The organism is Pseudoalteromonas sp. NZS11_1 (assembly GCF_015864275.1).
GTDB classification, from domain to species: Bacteria; Pseudomonadota; Gammaproteobacteria; order Enterobacterales; family Alteromonadaceae; genus Pseudoalteromonas; species Pseudoalteromonas arctica.
In genome coordinates this window covers 138,706-162,829 of the sequence record NZ_JADYXK010000002.1, presented here as the reverse complement: position 1 = coordinate 162,829, position 24,124 = coordinate 138,706, and the positions used below count along the sequence as shown (strand labels likewise).

Here is a 24,124-nt window from a genome sequence, read left to right as displayed (position 1 = left end):
CCAAAACACGAGCTCTGCGCCATTAGTCCCTTAATTTTGTGTGGGTATATTACTCATATACTTATCTTCAATACTTTTTATATATCCTTGAGCGTGAAGGTTTTTAATTGCTAGGTTTATTTGGGGCAATAACCCTTTATGTTTGCTCAATAAACGAATTCTTAAAAAACCATGGGAATGCTGTGCGCCAAAGGCAATGTTTATCCCTAACTGCTTTGCCCAATAGAGTGCAGTTAACTTACCTACTAGTGCTGCTTCTACACGGTTTCTTGATAGAGCGGTCATAAGTTCTTTCTCGGATGGAAAGTCAACACGCTCAAAGGTGTTATCATTAAAGTAATAGTAACCTAGTACCGTTCCTATATTTTTGCCCTTTAAGCTATCAGCGCTTTGCCAGTTCCGGGCATTTTGAGGCAAGGTAACAATCATTTCTGTGGCATAAATAAGGGGCTCTGAAAAAACATAACGAGAGTCATTTCTCTCATCCTTTGGAAGCCATTCTAATGAAATAACATCAAAATCGATTATTTCATCTTGTAAATATTTGGTAATACGCTTTGTGGGTAGGTCGATATGAGAAGCTGCAATATTTGCATCATCGAGTGCTTTTTCAATAATTTCGGGTAATACACCAGGCTTTTCTGGATCATTTGTATAATATGGATAATGACTACCTGACGCGCTAACATTGTATTTGAGGGGAGTAGGGTTAATGCTGGCATAGCTAAAAGATACAAATAGTAGAGGGCTCAGTACTAATAACCGAATAAAGTTAGCCAAATCTCCACCTTTTATATTAATATTTTTATATTAGTGTTGTGTAATTTTAACATTTTTGCAATGACGACTATGTTTATCTTATGCGAGTTGCATTAAAGTACACATATTATTGGCTGTTTTGCCATCTCTTATTTATAGGTTTAGAGCCAAGTGAAATTAAATAACATACCTGATGAGGTACAAAAAATAACTCAGTTTGTCGCGCGGCAACCTATTTTTGATATAGACCAGAATGTTTTCTCGTACGAACTGCTTTATCGAGACTCAGCCAACAATGCGTTTCCTGTGGGCACTTCTGATGTGCATGCGACAAGCCGCCTGTTTTTTAATGCATTAATGTTGGTAGGTTTAGATAGACTTACCGCGCATCATTTAGCTTTTATAAACTTGTCATCAGAAACTATTCTCGATAACTTTCCCAAACTTTTATTGCCAGAAAATAGTGTTATTGAAATAGTAGAGCGCACGGGCAATATTCCTGCGGTTGCTGAGCGTGTGCAAGAACTTAAAAAAGAAGGGTATGTTTTTGCACTTGATGATTACGATGGCGATCCAAAATGGGAGCCACTATTAGCACATGTTGATTACATAAAAATTGAGATAGATGATCCGGTTATTAAAACCAATATGCGCATTAAAAAAATAAAACGCGCAAATCCACATGCAAAAATAATTGTTGAACGAATAGAGACGCATGAACAATTTAATATATTAAAATTGGCAGGCTGTGATTTATTTCAGGGGTTCTTTTTCTCTCGCCCAGAAATGATTACGTATAAAGGTGTAGAGCCTTCAAAGTTAACTGTTTTTGATCTATTGCGTTTTACAGCAAAACAAAAACTTTGCTTTAAAGAAGTTCATCAACGAGTGGCCAGAGATGTAGCCATAACAGCCAGGGTTTTAAAGCTGGCTAACGCGCGTTCAGGAAAAGCAAATTTAGTTATTACTTCTATTTCACAAGCGGTTATTTATTTAGGTGAAGATACAATAAGGCAATTTGTTCGTGTATTAGCAATTAGTGAGTTGGGGGTCGAAAAACCAACCGAATTAACTAAGCTTGCTTTAACGCGGGCTCAATTTATGTCGCTTATTTTAGAGCAAAATAATAAAGAGCTGACCGAGCAAGGGTATCTAGTGGGTTTGTTCTCGGTGCTTGATGCTATTTTAGATGCTGATTTAAAAGACATAGTTAAAGAGTTTACCTTAGATGCAGCTATATCTGATGCGTTACTATTAGAGAGCGGCATTTTAGGAAACTGTTTATCGCTTATAAAAGAATTTGAATTAGATAATGTAGATGAAGCTATGGTCCATTTGGCCAACATAAACTCAGAGCTACACATTGGCGATATATTTAATTTTTTACTGGATGCTGTTTTATACAGTGACGATATTATTGAGGCAATAGCAGAATAAATATGCGTAATTGGTTGTCGGTTATAAGTGTAGTGGTTGCTCTTTGTTTATTGTTTCCTGGTATTACAAAACCAGTATTAACAATAGAGGGCAACATAGATAAATCAAAACTAGCGCAAGCGGGTATTGAAATGCTGGCTGAAGAGGGCGATGGTCGAACTCGCAGTATGCTAATGATGTTCTCGAACATGCTAGGGCTTGATAAGTTAGAAGGTGAGATTAGCGCCTATAACAAAACACAAAGTATTTTAGGCACAGTTAAAGAGCTTGCTAGCAATAATAATTTATTTGTAGCCGCTTTAGTGGGGTTGTTTTCTATTGTTATTCCAAGCTTAAAGCTGCTATTACAATTGCTTTATTGTTGCCTACCTTTGAATGGGTTTAAGCAAAAGCTCGGTCTGGTTATTTGTGCATTAAGTAAGTGGAGCATGGTTGATGTATTTGTTATTGCATTAATAGTGACTTACTTAGCAGGTAACGCCCATGGTAAAAGTGGCGAGCTACTTGTTATGAATGCACAATTTGGTGAAGGGTTTTGGTATTTTAGCGCATATTGTATATTTGCAATTATCGCGAGTAACTTAATTAAAACACCTGCTAAACCGCAGTCTACATAATTAAAGTATTTGTGGTTGCCGTTAGGTTACCTTACAATCATTTTAAAGTTTATTAAAAGGCATAATGTTGCAACGTTTTTACTCTAGTTTACTCATGATAACTTTACTGCTCACTTTTGTGGGTCAGGCAGTTGCGTCTGTAGCTATGGTATGCGAAATGCCACATATGCCAACTAAGACAGCAACGCATGCCCAAATGCCAATGACACAAAGTAGTGATGCAACAGCTGTCGTTAGCATGTCTGAAAATATGATGCAGATGGATTGTTGCGACGACGAAAGTACGCCACAAAATGACTGTAAATGCCCTATGAGTGGCTGCGCTGCTAACTCAATGCTTAATGTTGATACTTTATTTAGCGTTACTTTACTTGAATCTGAAAAAGTAAATGTACGTGTATTTACTACACAAATTAATATACCTCGTTCACTCTACCGCCCTCCTATGTCTGCTTAATAGCAGGATAGGTGTAATATCAATTTTATTGAAAACATGCTCATTCTAGCGAGTTAAATAACTCTCTAACTGCGTTAAAAATTACTTATATAAAGCAACTATACTGCGTAATTTTTTCCTTGTTATAGAGCTATTTCCCTACCGCAATAATAGATCATTAATTCAATGCAATTGATATAAAAGGTTTTTGTAAAACTCCTAAACACCTTTTTTGCTTTCTAATTTAAGATTTTCTTTTATTTTTAGATGGAGCAGGTGATGAACCACGCTGTAAGTATTAAAGTCGTATTATGTAGTGTTGTGTTATTTAGCACAGCTGTTAATGCGCAAAACAATCAAAACAATCAAAATAACCTAAATACCGAAACACTAAAGCAAACTAGTAATGAGCAAACGCTTAGCTTAACGCAAGCGCTTAATTATGCGCTAACGCATGAGCCATGGCTAAAAGCGAGTGGCTACCAAGAAGATGCAGCAATAGCGCAAAGCATTGCCGCTGGCACCTTACCCGATCCTGTTTTAACGGTTGGCTTACTCAACTTACCTACTAACGGTTATGCGTTTGATCAAGAAGGGATGACGCAGCTTAAAGTTGATTTGAGCCAAAAGTTTAGCCGAGGGAATAGTTTAGCGCTTAGACAAAAAGCATTAGCACAGTCTGCTCAACAATACCCTTGGCAGCGCGCCGATCGCTTAGCACAAGTAAAAGCAATTGTGATTGAGTCGTGGTTAAACGCGTATCGTGCTCAGCGAAGTATTGCTTTAATTGAGCAAGATAAAGGGCTATTTACTCAACTTATTGACATTACCGAAGCAAGCTACGCAAGCACCTTAGGTAAAACACGTCAGCAAGATATTATTCGTGCGCAATTAGAACTCACCCGTCTTGAAGATAAGCTGGTTATGCTTGAGCAGCAATTTGAAAGTGCTAAAAACCGTTTAGCACAGTGGTTACCTATGAATATGCTTATGCAGCCTTTAAATACTGAGTTTACTAAAACCACAGGGCTGGTTGATTTTGCGAGCCTTGAATTTGATGAGCTAATACAGTTGCTTATGGCGCATCCCGCAATTATTGCGATAGATAAAACCGTAACGGTAAAGCAAACCGAAGTTGCGCTCGCTAAGCAAAGCTACAAACCTCAAATGGGCGTTAATGTGGGTTATGGTTACCGAGATGATACCCCGATGGGTGAGTCGCGAGCTGATTTACTCTCTGTAGGGTTTAGTATTGATTTGCCATTGTTTACTGATAACAGACAAGATCAACAGGTTAAATCGGCTATTGCTAGTGCAGAAGCTACTAAAACACAAAAGCTGGTGGCGCTTCAAAAACTCAAAGGCATGTACTTTAAGGAGTTTAGCCAACTCGCTCGTTTGCAAAAACGCGATGCGCTTTATCAAAATACGTTATTACCGCAAATGTCAGAGCAATCTCAGGCAACACTAAATGCTTATACACGCGACGACGGGGATTTTTCTGACGTGATGCGCGCGCGCATTGGTGAACTTAACGCCAAAATTGATGCACTGAATATTCAAGTAGATCAACATATTATTACCGCCCGCCTTAATTATTATGCAAGTAGCTTAGACACCCAAGTAATGAGCGAGCAAACTGGAGAATTACACAATGAATACTAATTTAAAGTTACTTGTTGCCGCCTTAGTTGGCGCAGGCGCCTTTGGGTTAATAGGCGGCTTAGTAATGCAGTTTTTACCTAGCAACTCGGCAATGAATGAACAGCAAAGCGCTGAAAAACAGCCCTTATATTGGGTAGCCCCTATGGATAGTAATTACAGGCGTGACGCGCCAGGGCTTTCGCCAATGGGAATGGATTTAGTACCTGTGTATGAAAACGCTAGCAAGGCTCAGGATGGACCAGGTGCTGTAACTATTTCGCCTGCAGTCGTTAATAACTTTGGTGTAAGAACTGCCAAAGTGCAGCTTAAAACACTTCACAGAGATATAAATACTGTGGGTTATGTGCAATATAACCAAGACCAACTTATTCACATTCATCCGCGTGTAGAAGGCTGGATTGAAAGTTTATACGTTAAAGCACAAGGCGCAGAAGTTAAAGCCGGTGAGCCTTTATATACATTGTATTCACCACAATTGGTGAACGCACAGGAAGAGCTTTTATTGGCGGTTAATCGTAATAATACCGTGTTAATTCGCGCTGCAAAGGCGCGTTTAGAGTCTTTAAATGTGTCTGATGGATTTATCGAGCGCTTACAAAAAAATAAAAAGATAATGCAAAATATTACTTTTTACGCAAAGCAAAGTGGTGTGGTAGATGAGCTAACAGTACGAGAAGGCTTTTACGTTAAACCAGGCACATCAATGATGAGTATTGCCCAGCTTGATGAAATTTGGGTAGAGGCGGAAGTGTTCGAGCGCCAATCAGAACAAGTGAGTGTTGGGTTGCCCGTTACAATGACGCTTGATTACTTAAAAGGTCAAAAGTGGGAAGGTAAGGTTGATTACATTTACCCCGCGCTTGATGCTAAAAACCGGACTCTGCGTGTAAGGCTTAGGTTTGAAAATGCAGATCATCGGTTAAAACCAAATATGTTTGCACAAGTGAGCATTCACGCTAAAGCGAGTAAGGCGCAATTTACAGTCCCTAAAGAAGCGGTAATCCGCACGCAGCATCAAAACCGTGTGGTTATTGCATTAGGTGAGGGGCGTTTTAAATCGGTAGAAGTTGAAGTTGGGCAAATTAATAGTAATGAAGCGGTCATTTTGTCAGGTGTAATGACAGGTGACACGGTAGTTACTTCAGCGCAATTTTTAATAGACTCTGAATCGAGTAAAAGCTCCGACTTTAAACGAATGGAAATGCCTAGTTCTAGTATTAGCTCAGGTATGAGTTCTGTTTCAGGCTCGAATATGAACATGGATATGCAGCCACAAAACGCCACGGTTAACGGCACTATTAATGCCATAGATACACAAAATCGCATTATTAATATTAGCCGAGAAGCCATTGAAAAATGGAATCGAGAACCCGCCACAATGGACTTTGTATTAGCGCCAGATATTGATATTAGTCAGTTTGAAAATGCCCAGTATATTAATTTTACTTTTAGCATTATTAACGATGAATTTGTAATTACTAAAGCGCAAAACGCAGAGCCGATTGATCATTCTACTATGCAACATAGTTCTCACTAGGAGCCATTATGATAACTGCCATTATTCGCTGGTCTGTTAGCAATCGCTTTTTTGTGTTGTTGCTTACATTAATTTTACTGGGTGGAGGATTGTTTGCGGTAAAAAATACGCCCGTGGATGCCTTGCCTGACTTATCTGATGTTCAGGTCATTATAAAAACCACTTACCCGGGGCAAGCGCCGCAAGTAGTGCAAGACCAAGTTACATTTCCGCTCACCACAGCAATGCTTTCTGTGCCGGGTGCGCAAACTGTAAGGGGTTTTTCGTTTTTTGGAGACTCGTACGTTTACGTTATTTTTGACGAAAAAACCGATTTGTATTGGGCGCGTAGCCGAGTACAAGAATACCTAAGCCAAGTAGCGAGTAGATTACCCGATAGCGCTACGCCAGAGCTTGGCCCTGATGCAACAGGCGTAGGTTGGATTTACTTATACGCACTAATTGATAAAACAAATAAACACGATATTAGTCAGCTACGAAGCTTACAAGATTGGTTTTTAAAGTTTGAGCTACAAACTGTGCCCGGTGTATCTGAAGTGGCTGCTGTTGGTGGCATGGTTAAGCAATACCAAGTCAATGTAGAGCCCGATAAATTACGCGCATATGGTATTCCGCTTAGCCTCATTCAAACCGCTATTCAACAAGGCAACCAAGAGATGGGTGCCTCAGTAGTTGAAATGGCTGAAGCTGAATACATGGTAACAAGCACGGGTTATATTAAAAGTGTTGCCGACTTGGAAGCTATTCCGCTTGGTGTAAACGCCAACGGTACTGCGCTGCAATTGCGTGATGTAGCCGATATTAGAGTCGGACCGCAAATGCGCCGTGGTATTGCAGAACTGAATGGTGAAGGCGAGGTAACCGGCGGCATTGTTATTATGCGCTATGGCGAAAATGCACAAAAAACCATTGAGCTTGTAAAAGCAAAATTAGAATCGCTTAAAAAGGGATTGCCAGAGGGCGTTGAAATAGTCCCTGTGTACGATCGCTCCAACTTAATAAATAACGCGGTAGATAATTTAACAAGTAAGCTAATTGAAGAGCTTATTGTAGTTGCCTTAGTGTGTGTGGTGTTTTTGTTTCATGTGCGCTCATCGCTGGTGGCGATTATTACATTACCGCTTGGAATTTTAACAGCATTTATAATTATGTATTGGCAGGGGATTAACGCCAACATTATGTCTTTAGGAGGAATTGCAATAGCCATAGGTGCAATGACTGACGGTGCTATAGTGATGATTGAAAATATGCATAAGCATATGGAAAAAACACCACTCACCGACGAAAACCGCTGGGAAGTAGTTGCTAAATCGGCAAGTGAAGTAGGGCCTGCATTATTTTTTAGTTTATTAATTATTACTGTCAGTTTTATGCCGGTATTTATTTTAGAAGCGCAAGAAGGGCGTATGTTTGCGCCACTGGCTTACACTAAAACCTACGCTATGGCTGCGTCTGCTGGGCTTGCTATTACTTTAGTGCCGGTATTAATGGGTTACTTTATTAGAGGTAAAGTCATTTCGGAGCAAAAAAATCCAGTTAACCGATTACTCGTCGCAGCGTATCGTCCACTACTTAACTGGGTGCTTAAATTTCCAAAAATGACACTGGTACTCGCGGTGGTTGTTTCTGTTATTGGCTTTTACCCGGTAAACAAAATAGGCAGTGAATTTATTCCGCCACTTGATGAGGGCGACTTAATGTATATGCCCACAACGTATCCTGGTTTATCGGTAGGTAAAGCGCGCGAAATATTACAGCAAACCGACAAGCTAATTGCCACAGTGCCCGAGGTTAAAACAGTATTTGGTAAAGTTGGGCGAGCAGAAACTGCAACAGATCCTGCGCCGCTTACAATGATAGAGACGTTTATTCAGTTAAAACCAAAAGACGAATGGCGCGAAGGGATGACTCTTGAAAAACTAAAAAAAGAACTCGACGGTTTGGTTAAGTTTCCGGGGCTAACAAATGCGTGGGTAATGCCAATTAAAACACGTATTGATATGCTCGCAACCGGTATTAAAACTCCCGTGGGTATTAAAGTTGCGGGACCAAAGTTGAGCGAAATTCAAAAAATTGGTCAACAAATAGAAGTACTATTAAAAGATGTGCAAGGCACCGCATCGGTTTACTCAGAGCGAGTAGCCGGTGGACGTTATATAAAAGTAGATATAAATCGTGAAAAAGCCGCGCGTTATAGCTTAAACATTAGCGACGTACAGCAAGTTGTATCTACTGCAATAGGTGGTACAAACGTAACACAAACGGTAGAAGGGCAAGAGCGTTACCCTGTTAATTTACGTTATCCGCAAGCATACAGAGACTCGCCAGAAGAGTTAATGTTGTTACCTATTGTAACGCCTACAGGGCAGCGTATAGCACTTGGTGATGTAGCCGATGTATTTATTGAAGATGGACCGCCTGGTATAAAAAGCGAAAATGCACGTTTAAACGGTTGGAGTTTTATTGATATAGATGGCGTTGATATTGGTACTTACGTTGAGCACGCTCAGCAAGTGCTCGATAAAGACCTAATACTACCTGCTGGTTACTCAATTACGTGGGCTGGGCAGTATGAATACATGCAGCGCGCTAAAGACAAACTGACTTATGTATTACCACTTACATTAGCGATTATTATTGTATTGCTTTACCTTAATTTTAGAAGCTTTGCTGAGGTCACTATTATTATGGCTACGTTGCCACTGGCAATGATTGGTGGCGTATGGCTGATGTATTTAGAGGGCTTTAACTTTTCAGTTGCAGTAGGTGTAGGCTTTATTGCCTTAGCCGGTGTTGCGGTAGAAATAGGGGTCATTATGTTGGTGTATTTAAACCAAGCCTATCAAGAAAAATGCCTCGAAGCAGAGCAAGCCGGAAAACCGCTTAGCTTAGTGCAATTACAGCAAGCTATCATTGAAGGAGCAGGGCTTCGAGTACGCCCGGTTATGATGACTGTCGCGACAATTATTATCGGTTTATTACCTGTACTTTATGGTACAGGCACCGGAAGCGAAGTAATGAGCCGAATAGCAGCGCCTATGGTTGGCGGTATGGGCAGTGCAATTGTACTCACCTTACTTGTTATTCCTGCTGTTTACTTGCTGTGGCGCAAACAAGGACTTAAATAATATAAAACAACAAGACTATAGAGCAGTGCGGTTACTACTCACGCATTGCTCTATAAAAATTACCTATAATTTGTAAGTTGTTCTATTAAATAGCTAGTTATTACTCATATTTAAATTAACTAACTGTTTTTAAATAGCTTTTTAATTGGCACGCTTTACGCAGTGTATTACCTATACAGTCAACTAAGTAAGGAATGCACATGCAAGTTAAAACAATTAAAGAGGTATACGATTGGACCGTTTTGTTTCATACGCAAATGGCGGCTAATTTTTATAGCGTAAAGGATTTACTCGATGAACATAATGCAATGCTGGTGGACTACTACCTAAATTACGAAAAAAAACTCGCCGAAGATTTAGTCGGGTTTAAAGCGATAACTGAAATAAATACGCTCGATACGTACAGTTATGAATACTTTGCTAAAAATCCTGAGCTAATTACTTTTGAAGACATTAGTAAAGATCAGCAATTCGATGAAGAAGTCATTCAAGGCTATTTAGCACAGCAACATCAAAAAGTGATTGAGTTATATGAATACTTACTTGAACGCGCCGAAACCGAAAGTGGGCAAGAAAAGCTTCAACAAATACTAGAGCTTGAAAAGCAAGGTATAAAGCAAATGATGCAAAGTACTAATCGTCATATGGATATGTAGCTTTATAAAAGAGCGGGATTACTGAGTTTATCTCGCTCTTATTAGCTTTAAGGTGATTATTTAAAATAGCTGATGCTTGCATCGGCTTATTTTATGTCTGCGTTAAATAATCTGCAGAGCATTTTGATGGACTGAAATGGTATGCGTGTCAGTTGTATGGCACGCATAAATGGAGGTTAAACTTCTTCCGTATCTACAATTAAATCACTTGTAATTGATTCCAATGCTTCAATAACTTCGTCTTTATCCATACCATTTGGCAAAGTAACGGTAGCAACAGCGCTAAAAATAGGCACTCCCCAATTAGGTGCACTTTGTTGTCTTGAATTTAAGTGAGTAATATTAGCGCCTTTATGACGTATTACACTTGCCAGTTCTTGAACAATACCAGGACGGTCGTTACCTGTTATAACTAGATTAATTTGCTCTAGTGTTGATGGTTCAATCTCTGTGTTTCCGGTTTCAATACGAACGTCTAACTTAGGTAACTTATTTAAAGCACTTTGTAATGATTGAAAATGCTCCTCAGCAACTTCAAGTTGAATAATACCTGCAAAATGACCTAATAAATGGCTTAAGTTACTGCTTAGCCAGTTGCCATGATTCTGTAATACGACTGATGAGATGCTCTCTACTAAACCAGGGCGATCTTTCCCTAAAATAGTTATAACCAACTGCTTCATAAATAATTCTCTTTTTAAGCCCAAAGAAAGTAAATGCATAGGCATTAAGTATGTTGTCTAATTTAAATTGTGTGTTGTTGCACTTTTTTATAAATCTTTGATTATAAATTAAAAAAATGGATATAGTTGTGTTGACTATACGCAGTATTAATAGTCATTATTATTTACTAAGTACTCTTTTAGTATTGACCTCGATAAATACTTTGTCCAATTATTTTATAATTTAGTTCACTTATAAATCACCTATTTGAAGCTAATTTAGACTTTTCCCTCGTTAGTTTTATTTAAAGCTGTTTTAGAGTGCTTATTATTACTGCTGTAACATTACTGTCATCTTGATGAAATATAATTTATGCAACGTTAAGATTTAAGGGTGTTTTGATGACTTCAAATCCGAATAAGCCGACTTTTAATACGGATCGAAGCCGTCTATTTAAAGATCGGTTTGCCAAGTTTGGCATAACCGCTGGTGGGATAATGGTATTGGTAGCACTGCTATTAATATTCTTTTACCTTCTTTATGTAGTACAGCCAATTTTTGAATCAGCAAAAGTAGAAAAACGCGATAGCTTTCATGTTGGTAATTCACAGCAAATAGTAGGCTTAGGTGTAGAAGAGCAAACTGAAGTTGCTTATTTACTAAGTCAGCAAGGTCAGGTTGATTTTTACAGTGTTGAGTCAGGTAGTTTTGGTAAAAAACTCAGAACACTTAATGCAGATTTACCAAGTGATGCAACAAGCTTTGCAACAAGCGCGCCTTTTCAAGGGCATTATGCGTTTGGTTTAGAAGATGGCACCGTAATGGTTGTTGCACCTAAATTTTTAGTTACCTTTCCAAACAACGAGCGTAAATTAACACCTCGCTTAGGTTTTCCTCTAGGGGAAATGGCTTTAGAAGTAGATGAACAAGGTGCAGCTATTAAACGCTTTGCATTTAGTCACTATGAAGACAAAACAGCGGTTGTAGCTCTTACAGAAGATAAGCGTGTATTATTTAGCAGCTTTATTGCTGAAGAGAATATGTTTACCGGTGAAGTAGAGTGGGTTGTTGAGCGCACAGAACTTGATGTTGATGGACGTGTAGACGAGTTATTAATGTCGCCAGATACAACACGTACTTTTGTACGTTCTGCTAATCAAGTGTACGTATACGATACTCGCGACCCAAGTGATGTGGAGCAAATTCAGTTGCTTTCGGCTAACGAAGAAAATGCAAATATTGTATCTGCACAACTGCTAGCGGGCGCAAACTCACTCATGCTTGCTAATGATAACGGCGAGATTTCGCAGTGGTTTGAAGTAAACACTGACACAGGCCGTGAATATCAAAAAATTCGCTCATTTGAAACAACTAAGCAAAGTAAATTAAATATATTTACTGAGTTTTACCGTCGTACTTTTTTTACTACTGGCAATAATGGTGAGCTAGGTGTTTATTACACAACGAGTGAAGCAAAATTATGGCAGGGAAAAGTAAGTGAAGGCGCAATAGAGAACTTTGCAATTGCACCACGTTCAAATGCTGCGTTAATTTTAGCGGATAATAAGCTAACAGTATTAGACATTCATAACGAGCACCCAGAAGTTACTTGGTCAGCACTTTGGCAAGAAGTGTGGTACGAAGGTTACCCAGAGCCAGGTTATATTTGGCAGTCAACATCAGCCAGTGACGACTTTGAATCTAAGTTTTCACTTGTGCCAATTTCGTTCGGTACATTAAAAGCAGCACTTTATGCGATGTTGTTTGCTGTACCAATCGCGCTTTCGGCGGCTATTTACACGGCATACTTTATGTCGAGCAAATTACGTAAAGTGGTTAAGCCTACCGTTGAAATAATGGAAGCATTACCAACCGTTATTTTAGGTTTTTTAGCGGGTCTTTGGTTAGCCCCATTAATAGAAGAGCACTTACCTGCCATTGTTGGGTTACTCATATTATTACCTTTAGGTATGTTAGCGACAGGTTTAGCCTGGACTAAATTACCAACAAAAATACGCCATAGAATTCCTGATGGTTCGCATTCAATCATCCTTATTCCGGTCGTTTTACTTATTGGTTGGTTTTCGTTTGCTATGAGCGAATTTGTTGAACTTTGGATGTTTGACGGCAATGTACGTCAGTACTTAACAAATGAGCTAGGTATGACATTCGATCAACGTAACTCGCTTGTTGTAGGTATTGCGATGGGTTTTGCGGTTATTCCTACTATATTCTCAATTGCAGAAGACGCGGTATTTAGTGTTCCAAAGCATTTATCAAATGGCTCATTAGCATTAGGTGCAACGCAGTGGCAAACACTAATACGTGTTGTATTACTAACAGCAAGCCCAGGTATTTTCTCTGCGGTAATGATGGGACTTGGCCGAGCAGTTGGTGAAACCATGATTGTACTTATGGCAACCGGTAATACACCGATTATGGATTGGAGCATTTTCCAAGGTATGCGTACGCTTGCAGCAAATATTGCAGTTGAAATGCCAGAGTCAGAAGTAGGTAGTTCGCACTATAGAATATTATTCTTAGCAGCCTTTGTATTATTCATATTCACATTCATTTTTAACACAGTCGCTGAGTTTGTTCGCCAGCAACTGCGTGAAAAATACAGCTCAATGTAAGCGGAGAGACATGACATGGTAAAGCAGTGGTTTAAGTCTGGTTCTCCTTGGATTTGGATGACCGGTGGTGCAGTGAGCATCAGTTTGATTTCAGTTTTAGGCTTATTAGCAATGATAGCCTGGAAAGGGTTAAGCTTTTTCTGGCCTTCAGAAGTTGTACAGTTTGAACTTGAAGGGTCGATTGCAAAGCAAACCGTTATTGGCGAAGTTTACGACCGTGAATTAGTACCAAAAACACGTTTAGCCGCGACAGGTATTGATGTTAGCGGGTTTGAAAAAGAAGAAATAGAGCGCTTACTTATTAAAACAGGTAACCGCGAATATGTAGATTTAGATTTTCGTTGGATATTAGAAACCGACATAACAAATAAAACAGCACCAGCGGCGCTTGCAGTATTTGAGCGTAGTAAAAACGGTAACTTTTATGGTTATGTGCAAAACGTTATTAAAGACGGTCAACCGGTTAATGGCGACAAAATAGAAGCACTACATGAGCTTGTTGAGCGTGCGGTTGATTTGAACGACGAAGCACTTGATTTGCAAAATGGCGACATTGGGCATATTAACTACGCACTTGAACGCTTACGTTTAAAAGAAAAAGGCTACTTACTTGATAACGCTCTCACTGATGAACGTGTTGCTGAGCTTGCTCAAGCACGTGCTGAATTACGTGCAGAGTATGGTGTACTCGAAAAAGATTTATTTGCACTACGCAAACAAGCTAAACGTGACCACGTAACTGTAAAAGATATGCGCGGTGAAGTTGTTACGATACCAATGTATCAAGTACTTGATGTTTGGTTTCCAAACGATATGGGCTTTTTTGCAAAGCTAGGCCACTACTTTGTGCAACTAGGTAAGTTTGTATCCGATGATCCACGTGAAGCAAATACAGAAGGCGGTGTTTTCCCTGCTATATTTGGTACTGTATTTATGGTTATGCTGATGGCTGTAATTGTGACGCCGTTTGGCGTTGTTGCTGCAATTTACTTACACGAGTACGCCGCAAAAAATGCAATCACTAAAATGATTCGTATCGCAGTGATTAACTTGGCCGGTGTTCCTTCAATTGTATACGGTGTATTTGGCCTCGGCTTTTTTGTATACATGTTAGGTGGTAGCTTAGACCAATTATTTTATCCAGAATCGTCGCCAACGCCAGTATTTGGTACGCCAGGTGTAATGTGGTCTGCATTAACGCTCGCCATACTAACGCTGCCAGTTGTTATTGTATCGACTGAAGAAGGTTTATCTCGTATTCCAAGTACCGTACGTGATGGTTCACTAGCGCTTGGCGCAACAAAAGTTGAAACGTTATGGCGCATAATTATTCCAATGGCAAGCCCTGCAATTATGACAGGTTTAATACTGGCAGTTGCACGTGCTGCAGGTGAAGTTGCACCGTTAATGCTAGTAGGCGTTGTAAAAATGGCCCCTACATTACCACTTGATGGCAACTTCCCGTATTTTCACTTAGATAGAAAGTTCATGCACTTAGGCTTTCATATATACGATGTTGGCTTCCAAAGCCCTAATGTTGAAGCGGCACGCCCGCTGGTATACGCAACGGCCTTTTTATTGGTGTCGGTGATTATTACCCTAAACATAACGGCCATTGGTATACGTAACCATTTACGTGAAAAGTACAGATCGCTTGAACACTAATTAGTAAAGATTTTATAGGTAACAAAAATGATTACAGTCGCTCCAAAAGTAAACCAAGCTAATATAGGCCAGAAGTTAGACCTAGAAAATTTAACGGATGACCAAAAAGCGCTAGAGATTAAAGATCTCGATCTTTACTACGGTGATAAGCAAGCGCTTAATAAAGTAAATATGAACATTCCAAAAGGCCAAGTAACTGCGTTTATTGGACCATCGGGCTGTGGTAAATCAACTCTATTACGTTGTATTAACCGCATGAACGATTTGGTTGATATTTGTCGTATTGAAGGTGAAATATTACTTCACGGTCAAAATATTTACGATAAGAGCGTAGATGTAGCAGCACTTCGTCGTAATGTAGGTATGGTGTTTCAGCGTCCTAACCCATTTCCTAAATCAATTTATGAAAATGTGGTTTATGGCCTACGCTTACAAGGTATTAAAGAGAAGCGTAAGTTAGATGAAGTGGTAGAGCAATCACTTCGTGGTGCTGCTTTATGGGATGAAGTAAAAGATAGATTACACGACAGCGCGTTTGGCTTATCGGGTGGTCAGCAACAGCGTTTAGTTATTGCTCGCTCAATTGCAATTGAGCCAGAAGTTCTTTTATTAGATGAACCTACATCAGCACTTGACCCTATTTCTACTTTGGTAATCGAAGAGCTAATAAACGATTTAAAAAACCAATTTACCGTTGTTATTGTTACACATAACATGCAACAAGCAGCGCGTGTATCTGATCAAACAGCCTTTATGTATATGGGCGAATTGATTGAGTACTCAGACACAAATACCTTATTTACTACACCAACGAAGAAAAAGACCGAAGATTATATTACCGGTCGTTACGGTTAATTAGCCCGTTGTAGCGTGTTGTGCAAGATTAAGAGAGAAGGTAACTATGGAACATAATATTAATAAACATATTTCTGGGCGTTTTAACCAAGAACTAGAAAATGTACGTAATCATGTATTAAGTATGGGTGGCTTAGTTGAGCAGCAGTTAAACAGTGCGCTTGATGCGGTGAGTCGTAACGATGCAGAGCTTGCTCAAAAGGTACGTCAGAACGATTATAAAGTGAATGCAATGGAAGTAAGCATTGATGAAGAGTGTACGCGTATTATTGCTCGTCGTCAGCCTGCAGCAAGCGACTTACGTTTAGTGATTGCAATTGCAAAAACAATTGCTGATTTAGAGCGTATTGGCGATGAAGCTGAGCGAATTGCTAAAGTTGCACTAGACTCATTTACCAAAGATCAGCAAGATTTATTAGTAAATATTGAAAATATGGGCCGTCAAGTTTTAAAAATGCTACACGACGTACTGGATGCATTTGCGCGTATGGATGTGCAACGCGCATTTCAAGTACATAAAGAAGATGCAAAAGTTGACCGCGAATATGAAGCCATCACACGTCAAATAATGACTTACATGATGGAAGATCCACGCTCAATCCCTAAAATCATGGACTTAGTTTGGTCTGTTCGCTCATTAGAGCGTATTGGTGATCGCTGTCAGAACATTGCTGAATACATTATTTATTTTGTTAATGGCAAAGATATTCGCCATACATCTCAAGAAGATATAGAAAAATCACTATGATTTTTTATCCATCATGTATTTCTATTAAAGCGGCTTAGTGCCGCTTTGTGTATTGCAAGCTTTAGTGAAGTAATAAAAAGCGTTCACAATCTTGGTTAATACTGTAAAATTCATGCTGCAAAGCATATCAATTTGATTAAAGGGTCAGTTATGCCTACAAACGCGTTTTTAGGAGTATTTGCAAAATCTCCTATCAAACCAATGGAAGAACACATCAAGAAGGTTCATCAAGCAAGTAAAGCTTTGATACCTTTTTTTAATCACGTATTTAAAGAAGAGTGGGTACAAGCAGAAGAGCTTCGCATCACTATTCGCAATTTAGAACGTGAAGCTGATGATATGAAAAGAGATATACGTTTACAATTACCGCGTGGTTTATTCATGCCGGTAGAGCGTACAGATCTTCTCGAACTAGTAACTCAACAAGATAAAATTGCCAATAAAGCAAAAGATATTGCAGGGCGAGTGATTGGTCGTGAAATGACCATTCCAAAAGTTATGCAAGCTGATTTCTTAGCTTACTTAACCCGTTGTGTAGATGCGACTAAACAAGCATCTAAAGCAATTAACGAATTAGAAGAATTGCTAGAAACGGGTTTTAAAGGTCGAGAAGTCACCTTAGTAGAAAAAATGTTAGTTGAATTGGATGCCATAGAACAAGACACGGACGAAATGCAGATAAAAGTACGCCGCCAGCTACGTGATGTAGAGGGTGAGTTAAATCCAATTGATGTTATGTTTTTGTACAAAATCATTGAATGGGTTGGCGAGCTTGCAGATATTGCAGAGCGCGTAGGATCACGTCTTGAGCTGATGTTAGCTCGTTAATTTAAAATCAGTTCAAACACGAAAGATTAAGGTTTTACAATGGATATCATTGCATCTTACGGCACGGTATTAATTTTAATTGCCGCAGCAGTCGGCTTTTTTATGGCTTATGGTATTGGCGCGAACGACGTAGCGAACGCCATGGGCACATCTGTAGGTTCAAAAGCGCTAACAATCAAACAAGCTATTTTTATAGCGATGATTTTTGAATTTGCAGGCGCTTACTTAGCAGGTGGTGAGGTTACATCAACAATTCGTAAAGGAATTATCGATGCCGCACCATTTGCAGACATTCCTGAACTTATGGTTCTGGGTATGATTTCATCTTTATTTGCAGCGGGTGCTTGGTTATTAATGGCCTCGTTCTTGGGTTGGCCAGTATCAACGACTCACTCAATCATTGGTGCAATCATTGGTTTTGCGTTAGTTGCTGTTGGTACTGAGGCGATTCAATGGGATAAAGTAGGTGGTATTGTTGGTAGTTGGATTATAACGCCCGCCATATCAGGCTTTATTGCATACTTAATATTTATGAGTGCACAAAAACTTATTTTTAATACAGATGCACCACTAAAAAATGCTAAACGCTATGTACCACTTTATATGGGTTTAGCAGGTTTTATAATGGCCTTGGTTACAATTAAAAAAGGCTTAAAGCATGTTGGTGTTGATTTAGGTGCAGCCGAAGGGTACGCCTTAGCAATAGCTGTAGCAGTTGTCGTTGCTATAATTGGTAAAATTGCTATTTCTCGTTTAAATATCGATCCAAAAGCAGATAAACAAATGCAATTCAACAATGTTGAAAAAGTGTTTGCTGTTCTTATGGTATTAACAGCATGTTGTATGGCCTTTGCACATGGTTCTAACGATGTTGCTAATGCAATCGGTCCACTAGCTGCTGTTGTAAATATTGTTGAAAACAATGGTGAAATTGCTAAAAAAGCGGCTATTGCTTGGTGGATTCTACCTCTAGGTGGTTTTGGTATTGTTGCGGGTCTTGCTATTTTGGGCAAAAAAGTAATTAAAACGATTGGTGAAGGCATTACACATTTAACGCCTAGCCGTGGTTTTGCTGCTGAACTAGCCGCTGCTTCTACCGTTGTTATTGCATCAGGTACTGGTATGCCAATCTCTACTACTCAAACCTTAGTAGGTGCGGTATTAGGTGTAGGTATGGCACGTGGAATTGGTGCACTTAACATGGGTGTTATCAGAAACATTGTAGTTTCTTGGGTAATTACATTGCCAGTTGGCGCTGCCCTTGCTATTGTTATTTTCTACGTACTAAGAACCGCATTTGGGGTTTAACAAAAAAGTACTCAAAGACTTTTAGCTTGAAAAGATCTCAATGCCCTAGGTGTTGGGGTCTTTTTATTTGTGGAAAGAAAAAATGACCAATCTTCCAAGTATCAAACAGCTACAGTATTTATTAGCTGTTCATCAACATCAGCACTTTGGCAGAGCTGCCAGTGCCTGTTTTATTGGGCAATCTACTTTAAGCAGTGCTATTCAAAATCTTGAAGAAACTTTGGGTTGCCAGCTTATTGAACGCGAAAATCGCAGCCTCATGTTTACCAGTATTGGTGAAGAAGTTGTTGAGCGCTCTCGTAAAATAATTAACGATACAATTAGTTTAAAAGAGCTCACTAAAAGCTTTTTAACACCACTGAGTGGTAAATTAACGGTGGGTGTTATACCTACAATTGCTAGCTTTATAGCGGCTCCTCTGTATCACTTTTGTAAAGAAACCTTTTGTGATTTAGAGCTGGTATTAATAGAAGATACGAGTGATAAGCTACTGGATAAACTTGAGCATGGGCATATTGATTTAGCGCTACTTGCACTGCCATACGAAACCGATAAATTTCATACACAAGTATTGGCAAAAGATCAGTTTAGTTTAGTGCACCATAAGGATTACAGCGCTGCAAAGGGCGTAGTCGACTTTAATCTATTACCAGAGGCTAGCGTATTCTTACTCGAGCGTGAGCACTGTATGACAGGCCATGCGCTTAGTGCATGTCATTTAAATCGTGCTAGCTGTATTAACCCATTTGAAGCAGCAAGCTTGCATACATTATTAAGTATGGTTGAGCATCAGCTCGGGGTGACTTTTTTACCACAAATGGCGATTAACGCCGGAATTTTAGATAATAAAAATATGGTGGCTACACCATCACAAAGTGATGCATATAGAGATATTGGCATATTGTGGCGGAAAACTACGGGGCGGATCCGCGACTTTAAGTTATTTAGTCAACAGCTTGAGATATTTTTAAAGCGCCAATGTAGTTTAGATTTTTCTAAATAAGAATAGTAAATGAATGAAAGCAGCCTATAAAGGCTGCTTTTGATTTTTAAAATGGCTTTCAAAAGGCTCAAGTTCGGGTAAAAATAGTAAATAAATCCATACCACCAAGTTAAAGTAAGGCACGCAACCTAATACAGTAAAAACCTTAACTGGGTAGCCTTTAATATTTGCGTAACGATAACACTGATACGCGATTGCAAAATGTATAATCAGTAATAACATAACTAGCTGTGTCATACCTTTCTCCTTAAAAGCTTAAATAGCTTTGAAACCCACTATAAATATCAGTACTACGTCGCCAAAAGGTAATGTCATGTTTTTAAAGTGAAATACATTAAAATGCACGACATTTTTTATTTGATACTGAAAGTATAGGCAAGAAAGGTAATATTGGTAGTAACAAATTGTTTAATTTTGTTTATTTTGGGCTAGCTTGTTGTTGGTAAAACGTTTTATTTTTTGAAATTTTTTCAAGCTCATCTTTTACTTTTTCAACAGGTACTGGGCGTGCAATAAAGTAGCCTTGTCCATAATCAACACCTATCTCTTTTAGTGCAAAAAATATCTCTTCGTTTTCAACGTACTCAGCTACAGAGCGCTTATCGAGAGACCGACTAATATCATTTATTGCTTTTACTAACGCTAAGTCTATAGGGTCATTAAGCATGTCGCTTACAAATGAGCCATCAATTTTTACATGTTGTGCTGGAAGCTGCTTTAAATAGTTAAATGTACTAAAGCCAGTTCCAAAATCGTCAATAGAAAAATGACAGCCTAAGCTATTAAGCTTCTCAATCATTTTACGAGTCGCTTTTAAGTTGTTAATACTTGCTGATTCAGTTATTTCAAAAATTATCCGCGAAGGGGGCACGTTATACTTTTCAAGATTTGATTCAATTAATGGCAATAAGCGTTCATCTAAGAATGATTGTGCTGACAAATTAATAGCAACTTGGTTTAACTCTGGGTGCTTAGACACACAAGCAACGGCATTACGTATAACGCATTGATCCATCAAAAATGTGTCGTTAAGCATCTCTAAAGAGGGAATAAATTGATTTGGGTACACAAGTTTACCTTTGAGTTTTAAGCGTAAGAGCGCTTCAAAATAAGCAACTTTACACTCTTTAAAATCCCAAATAGGTTGGTAATGCAGTTCAATATTATCTTGCTGCAGTGCTTGTCGAATTTCGTGACCCCATTCAAGCCCAGTTTGAAGCGTATTGTTTTGAGCGTCCTCTTTTGAGTAGCAATGTACTAAGTTACGCCCTAAATTTTTGGCAATATACAAAGCAATATCGGCTTGTTTTAAACACTCATTAGGGTCGTTATTTTGTGTCGTGATTTGAGTTAAACCAATAGAGCAGCTAATAGTGTATATCTGATCTTCTGATTTAAAAGCATGTTTTTCTATCGCACTACACACACCTTCTGCAATAAGGTGTGCATCCAGTAAATTCATATCGGTAAGTATGACTGCAAACTCATCGCCGCCTATTCGGCACACCAAATGGTCTTCGCCAATATTTGTTTTAAATAATTGCGCCACTTCTTTTAATACTATGTCACCTTGGTGGTGACCTTTGCTGTCGTTTATTATTTTAAAGTGATCGAGGTCAATATAAATAACAGCATGCTCTATACCATCATACGTGTATTTATCTTGGCATATTTTATTAAGCTGTTGATCAAAGTAATAACGGTTATGTAAACCAGTTAGTGGGTCATGGTGTGCTAAATGACGTAGTTGGATCTCTGCTTGTTTACGTTCATGTATGTTGTCGATAGTGGCAGTTATGGTCGCGTTATTACGACTATTTTTGATTAGCTGTAATCTGCATTCGACCCAAATTAAATTGCCATTTTTATGGGTGAGCTTTACTTCTATTTGTTGCTGTTGCTCGCCACCATGTAAAATGTCATTAATAGTATAATTTAGTCTTCCTTTATCTTCGTTATTACAATAAGCGCTTAATGGGGTTTGTAGCGATGATTTAACACCAAAACCGCTCAATGCCTCCCATGCAGGGTTAATAAAACGAATATGCCCTTGCTGATCAAGCTCTAAAACAACCGTATTCAAATGCAATAAAATACGCTGATGAGCCGAAAATAACTCTTTGTAACGCACTTCGCTCACGCTAAGCTGCTCTACTTTGTAAGCAAACTCAGCATAACTCACCATAAAATCTTCACGTCGTGCGGCGTGGTCACACACTTTATTTAAAAATGAAGGGTCGTATGGGGCTCTAATAAAATCGGTAACACCAGACAGCAAAAGCTGCTCAGCGTAATCAGCATCATCACTTTCTATAATCGTAACAATAGCTTGTTTAGAATTGTGCTGTAGGATTTCTTCAACGAGTACACTCGAGCTCTCTGCACTTGATGTAGTGGCATCGAGTAGCACAATTGAAAACTGCTGTTGGTTGTAAGCGTTTAGTGCTGCTTTGGCTGAGGTAACGTGAGTAATAGCAAAGTTTAACTTTAACTGTTCACTTATTTTGTCGGCCGTATTTTGGAGTGGCTCTAATAATAATAAGTTTAGCCGGCTACTTTTTTCTAAGTGAGTAGATAAAACATTCGCAAGTACTTGAGGGAGCATGTCTTTATGTTCAAACGGCAGTACAGCATCTATCCCGTAGCTTCGGGCTGTTGTTTCTGCAATACGCTCACAGTAAATTGGCGGAATAAGTAAAATTGGGGTGTTTTTCGGTGTTTTTAATAATCCTGAGCGGATCATCCTCGAAAAGCGCCAGCCGTCAATTTTCCCAACATTAATGCCCGTTATTATAATATCAACAGGGTGTTGTTTTAAAAGCTTTAAAGCTTGTTGGCTATCTTGCGCATCAATAAAGGTAAATACATTTAAGCTATCTAAAGTGCCTTTAATCGCGCGGCGTTCAGCACTACTTGCGTTTAATATTAGCAATTTAAGCTGGTTTGGCACGTGTTGAACACCCCTAATGTAACTTATAATAATTCAGCCGAACAAGAATAGTGACATTTAACCATAAGAACAAGAAAATTTAATGATAAACACGCAAACAAGATATTATAAGTTTGGCTGATTTCTTGAGCTTAATATCCGATACATATACACTTGGCGCGATTTTAAATGATGTGGATTACTAATTATGCGCGTGGCTGACTTTAGCTTTGACTTACCTGATGAATTAATAGCTCGTTTTCCTAAAGCGGACAGAACTAGCAGCCGTTTACTTACTTTAGATGGCCCAAGCGGAACTCTAGAACATAAAGTGTTTAGCGACATACTTGATTTAGTAAACGAAGGCGATTTGTTAGTCTTTAACAATACACGCGTTATTCCAGCACGTATGTTTGGTCAAAAAGCCTCTGGCGGCAAAGTTGAAGTGCTTGTAGAGCGAGTGCTAGATGAACATCGCGTACTTGCGCACGTACGCGCGAGCAAGTCGCTTAAGGTTGGTAACGAAGTTATTCTTGAAGGCAAAGCTAAAGCAATAATGGTTGCACGCCACGATACATTATTTGAGCTTGAGTTTGATCATAGCCAAAACGTGCTAGATATACTTAATGATATTGGTCATATGCCACTGCCTCCTTATATTGACCGACCTGATACCGAAGCTGATCGCGAGCGTTACCAAACTGTTTATGGAGAAAAGCCAGGTGCAGTTGCTGCGCCAACAGCGGGCTTACATTTTGACGATAAGTTAATGACGGCACTAAAAGATAAAGGTGTAAACATGGCTTTTGTTACTTTGCACGTTGGCGCCGGTACTTTTCAGCCAGTACGAGTGGATAGTGTTGATGAGCATGTAATGCATTCCGAGTACATAGAAGTGCCCGATGATGTAGTTGCTGCCGTTGCACAAACCAAAGCAAGTGGCGGGCGTGTAATTGCGGTTGGCACAACTTCAGTACGCTCATTAGAGTCGGCAGCTAAAGTTCACGGCGGCAAGTTAGATACGTATTTTGGTGATACCGATATATTTATTTTTCCGGGTTACCAATTTAATGTTGTTGATGCCATGGTCACTAATTTTCACTTACCTGAGTCAACACTCATTATGTTAGTAAGTGCTTTTAGCGGACAAGACAATATTATGGGCGCATACAATACCGCAATTGAACAAAAATACCGCTTTTTTAGTTACGGTGATGCGATGTTTTTAACACGCAAGTAACAGCTTGTTATTTA

19 protein-coding genes are annotated in these 24,124 nt (G+C 39.1%); 15 read left to right on the top strand and 4 right to left on the bottom strand.

All coding sequences use genetic code 11. The features are described from left to right. Positions 1-30 precede the first annotated feature (30 nt). On the bottom strand, positions 31-780 hold the full coding sequence (locus I6F44_RS03390; RefSeq protein WP_197102065.1) for a substrate-binding periplasmic protein: 750 nt from the start codon (positions 778-780) through the stop codon (positions 31-33). Between the two features lie 150 nt (positions 781-930). Here I6F44_RS03390 and I6F44_RS03385 point away from each other — a divergent pair, with 150 nt between their 5' ends. The 7 genes from I6F44_RS03385 (at position 931) to I6F44_RS03355 (ending at position 10,235) form a co-directional block, all read left to right on the top strand. Next, positions 931-2,196 carry an EAL and HDOD domain-containing protein gene (locus I6F44_RS03385; protein WP_197173296.1) on the top strand — a complete coding sequence of 422 codons (1,266 nt, stop codon included), beginning with the start codon at positions 931-933 and terminating at the stop codon, positions 2,194-2,196. A gap of 2 nt (positions 2,197-2,198) precedes the next feature. Then, on the top strand, positions 2,199-2,813 hold the full coding sequence (locus tag I6F44_RS03380; protein ID WP_007586454.1) for a paraquat-inducible protein A: 615 nt from the start codon (positions 2,199-2,201) through the stop codon (positions 2,811-2,813). 94 nt (positions 2,814-2,907) lie between these two features. Beyond that, positions 2,908-3,270 (top strand): hypothetical protein, encoded by a 363-nt coding sequence (locus I6F44_RS03375; RefSeq protein ID WP_225913250.1) that lies wholly within the window; start codon positions 2,908-2,910, stop codon positions 3,268-3,270. A gap of 258 nt (positions 3,271-3,528) precedes the next feature. Next, positions 3,529-4,914 carry a TolC family protein gene (locus I6F44_RS03370; RefSeq protein WP_197173295.1) on the top strand — a complete coding sequence of 462 codons (1,386 nt, stop codon included), beginning with the start codon at positions 3,529-3,531 and terminating at the stop codon, positions 4,912-4,914. Beyond that, positions 4,904-6,451 (top strand): efflux RND transporter periplasmic adaptor subunit, encoded by a 1,548-nt coding sequence (locus tag I6F44_RS03365; RefSeq protein ID WP_197173294.1) that lies wholly within the window; start codon positions 4,904-4,906, stop codon positions 6,449-6,451. Before I6F44_RS03370 ends, I6F44_RS03365 begins: the two co-directional genes overlap by 11 nt. An 8-nt stretch (positions 6,452-6,459) precedes the next feature. Next, positions 6,460-9,579: an efflux RND transporter permease subunit gene (locus I6F44_RS03360; protein ID WP_165736126.1), complete on the top strand. Its 3,120-nt coding sequence runs from the start codon at positions 6,460-6,462 to the stop codon at positions 9,577-9,579. Between the two features lie 200 nt (positions 9,580-9,779). After that, positions 9,780-10,235 (top strand): hypothetical protein, encoded by a 456-nt coding sequence (locus I6F44_RS03355; protein WP_007586459.1) that lies wholly within the window; start codon positions 9,780-9,782, stop codon positions 10,233-10,235. 176 nt (positions 10,236-10,411) lie between these two features. Here the strand turns inward: I6F44_RS03355 and I6F44_RS03350 are convergent, their stop codons facing one another. Further along, positions 10,412-10,918, bottom strand: coding sequence for a glycine cleavage system protein R (locus tag I6F44_RS03350; protein ID WP_007586460.1), 507 nt, complete (start codon positions 10,916-10,918; stop codon positions 10,412-10,414). Positions 10,919-11,299: 381 nt separating this feature from the next. On the opposite strand from I6F44_RS03350, the gene I6F44_RS03345 reads away from it, so the two are divergent. The 7 genes from I6F44_RS03345 to I6F44_RS03315 all read left to right on the top strand — a co-directional run bounded on the left by I6F44_RS03345 (position 11,300) and on the right by I6F44_RS03315 (position 19,941). Next, complete coding sequence (locus tag I6F44_RS03345; RefSeq protein ID WP_197173293.1) at positions 11,300-13,534, top strand: ABC transporter permease subunit; 2,235 nt, start codon at positions 11,300-11,302, stop codon at positions 13,532-13,534. A gap of 15 nt (positions 13,535-13,549) precedes the next feature. Then, a complete protein-coding gene (gene pstA / locus I6F44_RS03340; RefSeq protein WP_007586463.1) occupies positions 13,550-15,199 on the top strand; it encodes a phosphate ABC transporter permease PstA in 1,650 nt (549 codons plus the stop codon). Between the two features lie 27 nt (positions 15,200-15,226). After that, on the top strand, positions 15,227-16,054 hold the full coding sequence (pstB, locus tag I6F44_RS03335) for a phosphate ABC transporter ATP-binding protein PstB (protein WP_007586464.1): 828 nt from the start codon (positions 15,227-15,229) through the stop codon (positions 16,052-16,054). Between the two features lie 46 nt (positions 16,055-16,100). After that, positions 16,101-16,802 carry a phosphate signaling complex protein PhoU gene (gene phoU / locus I6F44_RS03330; RefSeq protein WP_007586465.1) on the top strand — a complete coding sequence of 234 codons (702 nt, stop codon included), beginning with the start codon at positions 16,101-16,103 and terminating at the stop codon, positions 16,800-16,802. Positions 16,803-16,952: 150 nt separating this feature from the next. Continuing rightward, a complete protein-coding gene (locus tag I6F44_RS03325; RefSeq protein WP_002957838.1) occupies positions 16,953-17,630 on the top strand; it encodes a TIGR00153 family protein in 678 nt (225 codons plus the stop codon). A 39-nt stretch (positions 17,631-17,669) separates the two neighbouring features. Beyond that, complete coding sequence (locus tag I6F44_RS03320; protein ID WP_007586466.1) at positions 17,670-18,938, top strand: inorganic phosphate transporter; 1,269 nt, start codon at positions 17,670-17,672, stop codon at positions 18,936-18,938. An 82-nt stretch (positions 18,939-19,020) separates the two neighbouring features. After that, positions 19,021-19,941 (top strand): hydrogen peroxide-inducible genes activator, encoded by a 921-nt coding sequence (locus tag I6F44_RS03315; protein WP_007586467.1) that lies wholly within the window; start codon positions 19,021-19,023, stop codon positions 19,939-19,941. Between the two features lie 24 nt (positions 19,942-19,965). Here the strand turns inward: I6F44_RS03315 and I6F44_RS03310 are convergent, their stop codons facing one another. Together I6F44_RS03310 and I6F44_RS03305 are read right to left on the bottom strand one after the other, a co-directional pair. Continuing rightward, complete coding sequence (locus I6F44_RS03310) at positions 19,966-20,178, bottom strand: hypothetical protein (RefSeq protein ID WP_121953757.1); 213 nt, start codon at positions 20,176-20,178, stop codon at positions 19,966-19,968. A gap of 181 nt (positions 20,179-20,359) precedes the next feature. After that, positions 20,360-22,891 (bottom strand): two-component system response regulator, encoded by a 2,532-nt coding sequence (locus I6F44_RS03305; RefSeq protein ID WP_197173292.1) that lies wholly within the window; start codon positions 22,889-22,891, stop codon positions 20,360-20,362. A gap of 187 nt (positions 22,892-23,078) precedes the next feature. Between I6F44_RS03305 and queA the strand changes: the two genes are divergently transcribed. Next, positions 23,079-24,110 carry a tRNA preQ1(34) S-adenosylmethionine ribosyltransferase-isomerase QueA gene (queA, locus tag I6F44_RS03300; protein WP_010554380.1) on the top strand — a complete coding sequence of 344 codons (1,032 nt, stop codon included), beginning with the start codon at positions 23,079-23,081 and terminating at the stop codon, positions 24,108-24,110. Positions 24,111-24,124: the final 14 nt, after the last annotated feature.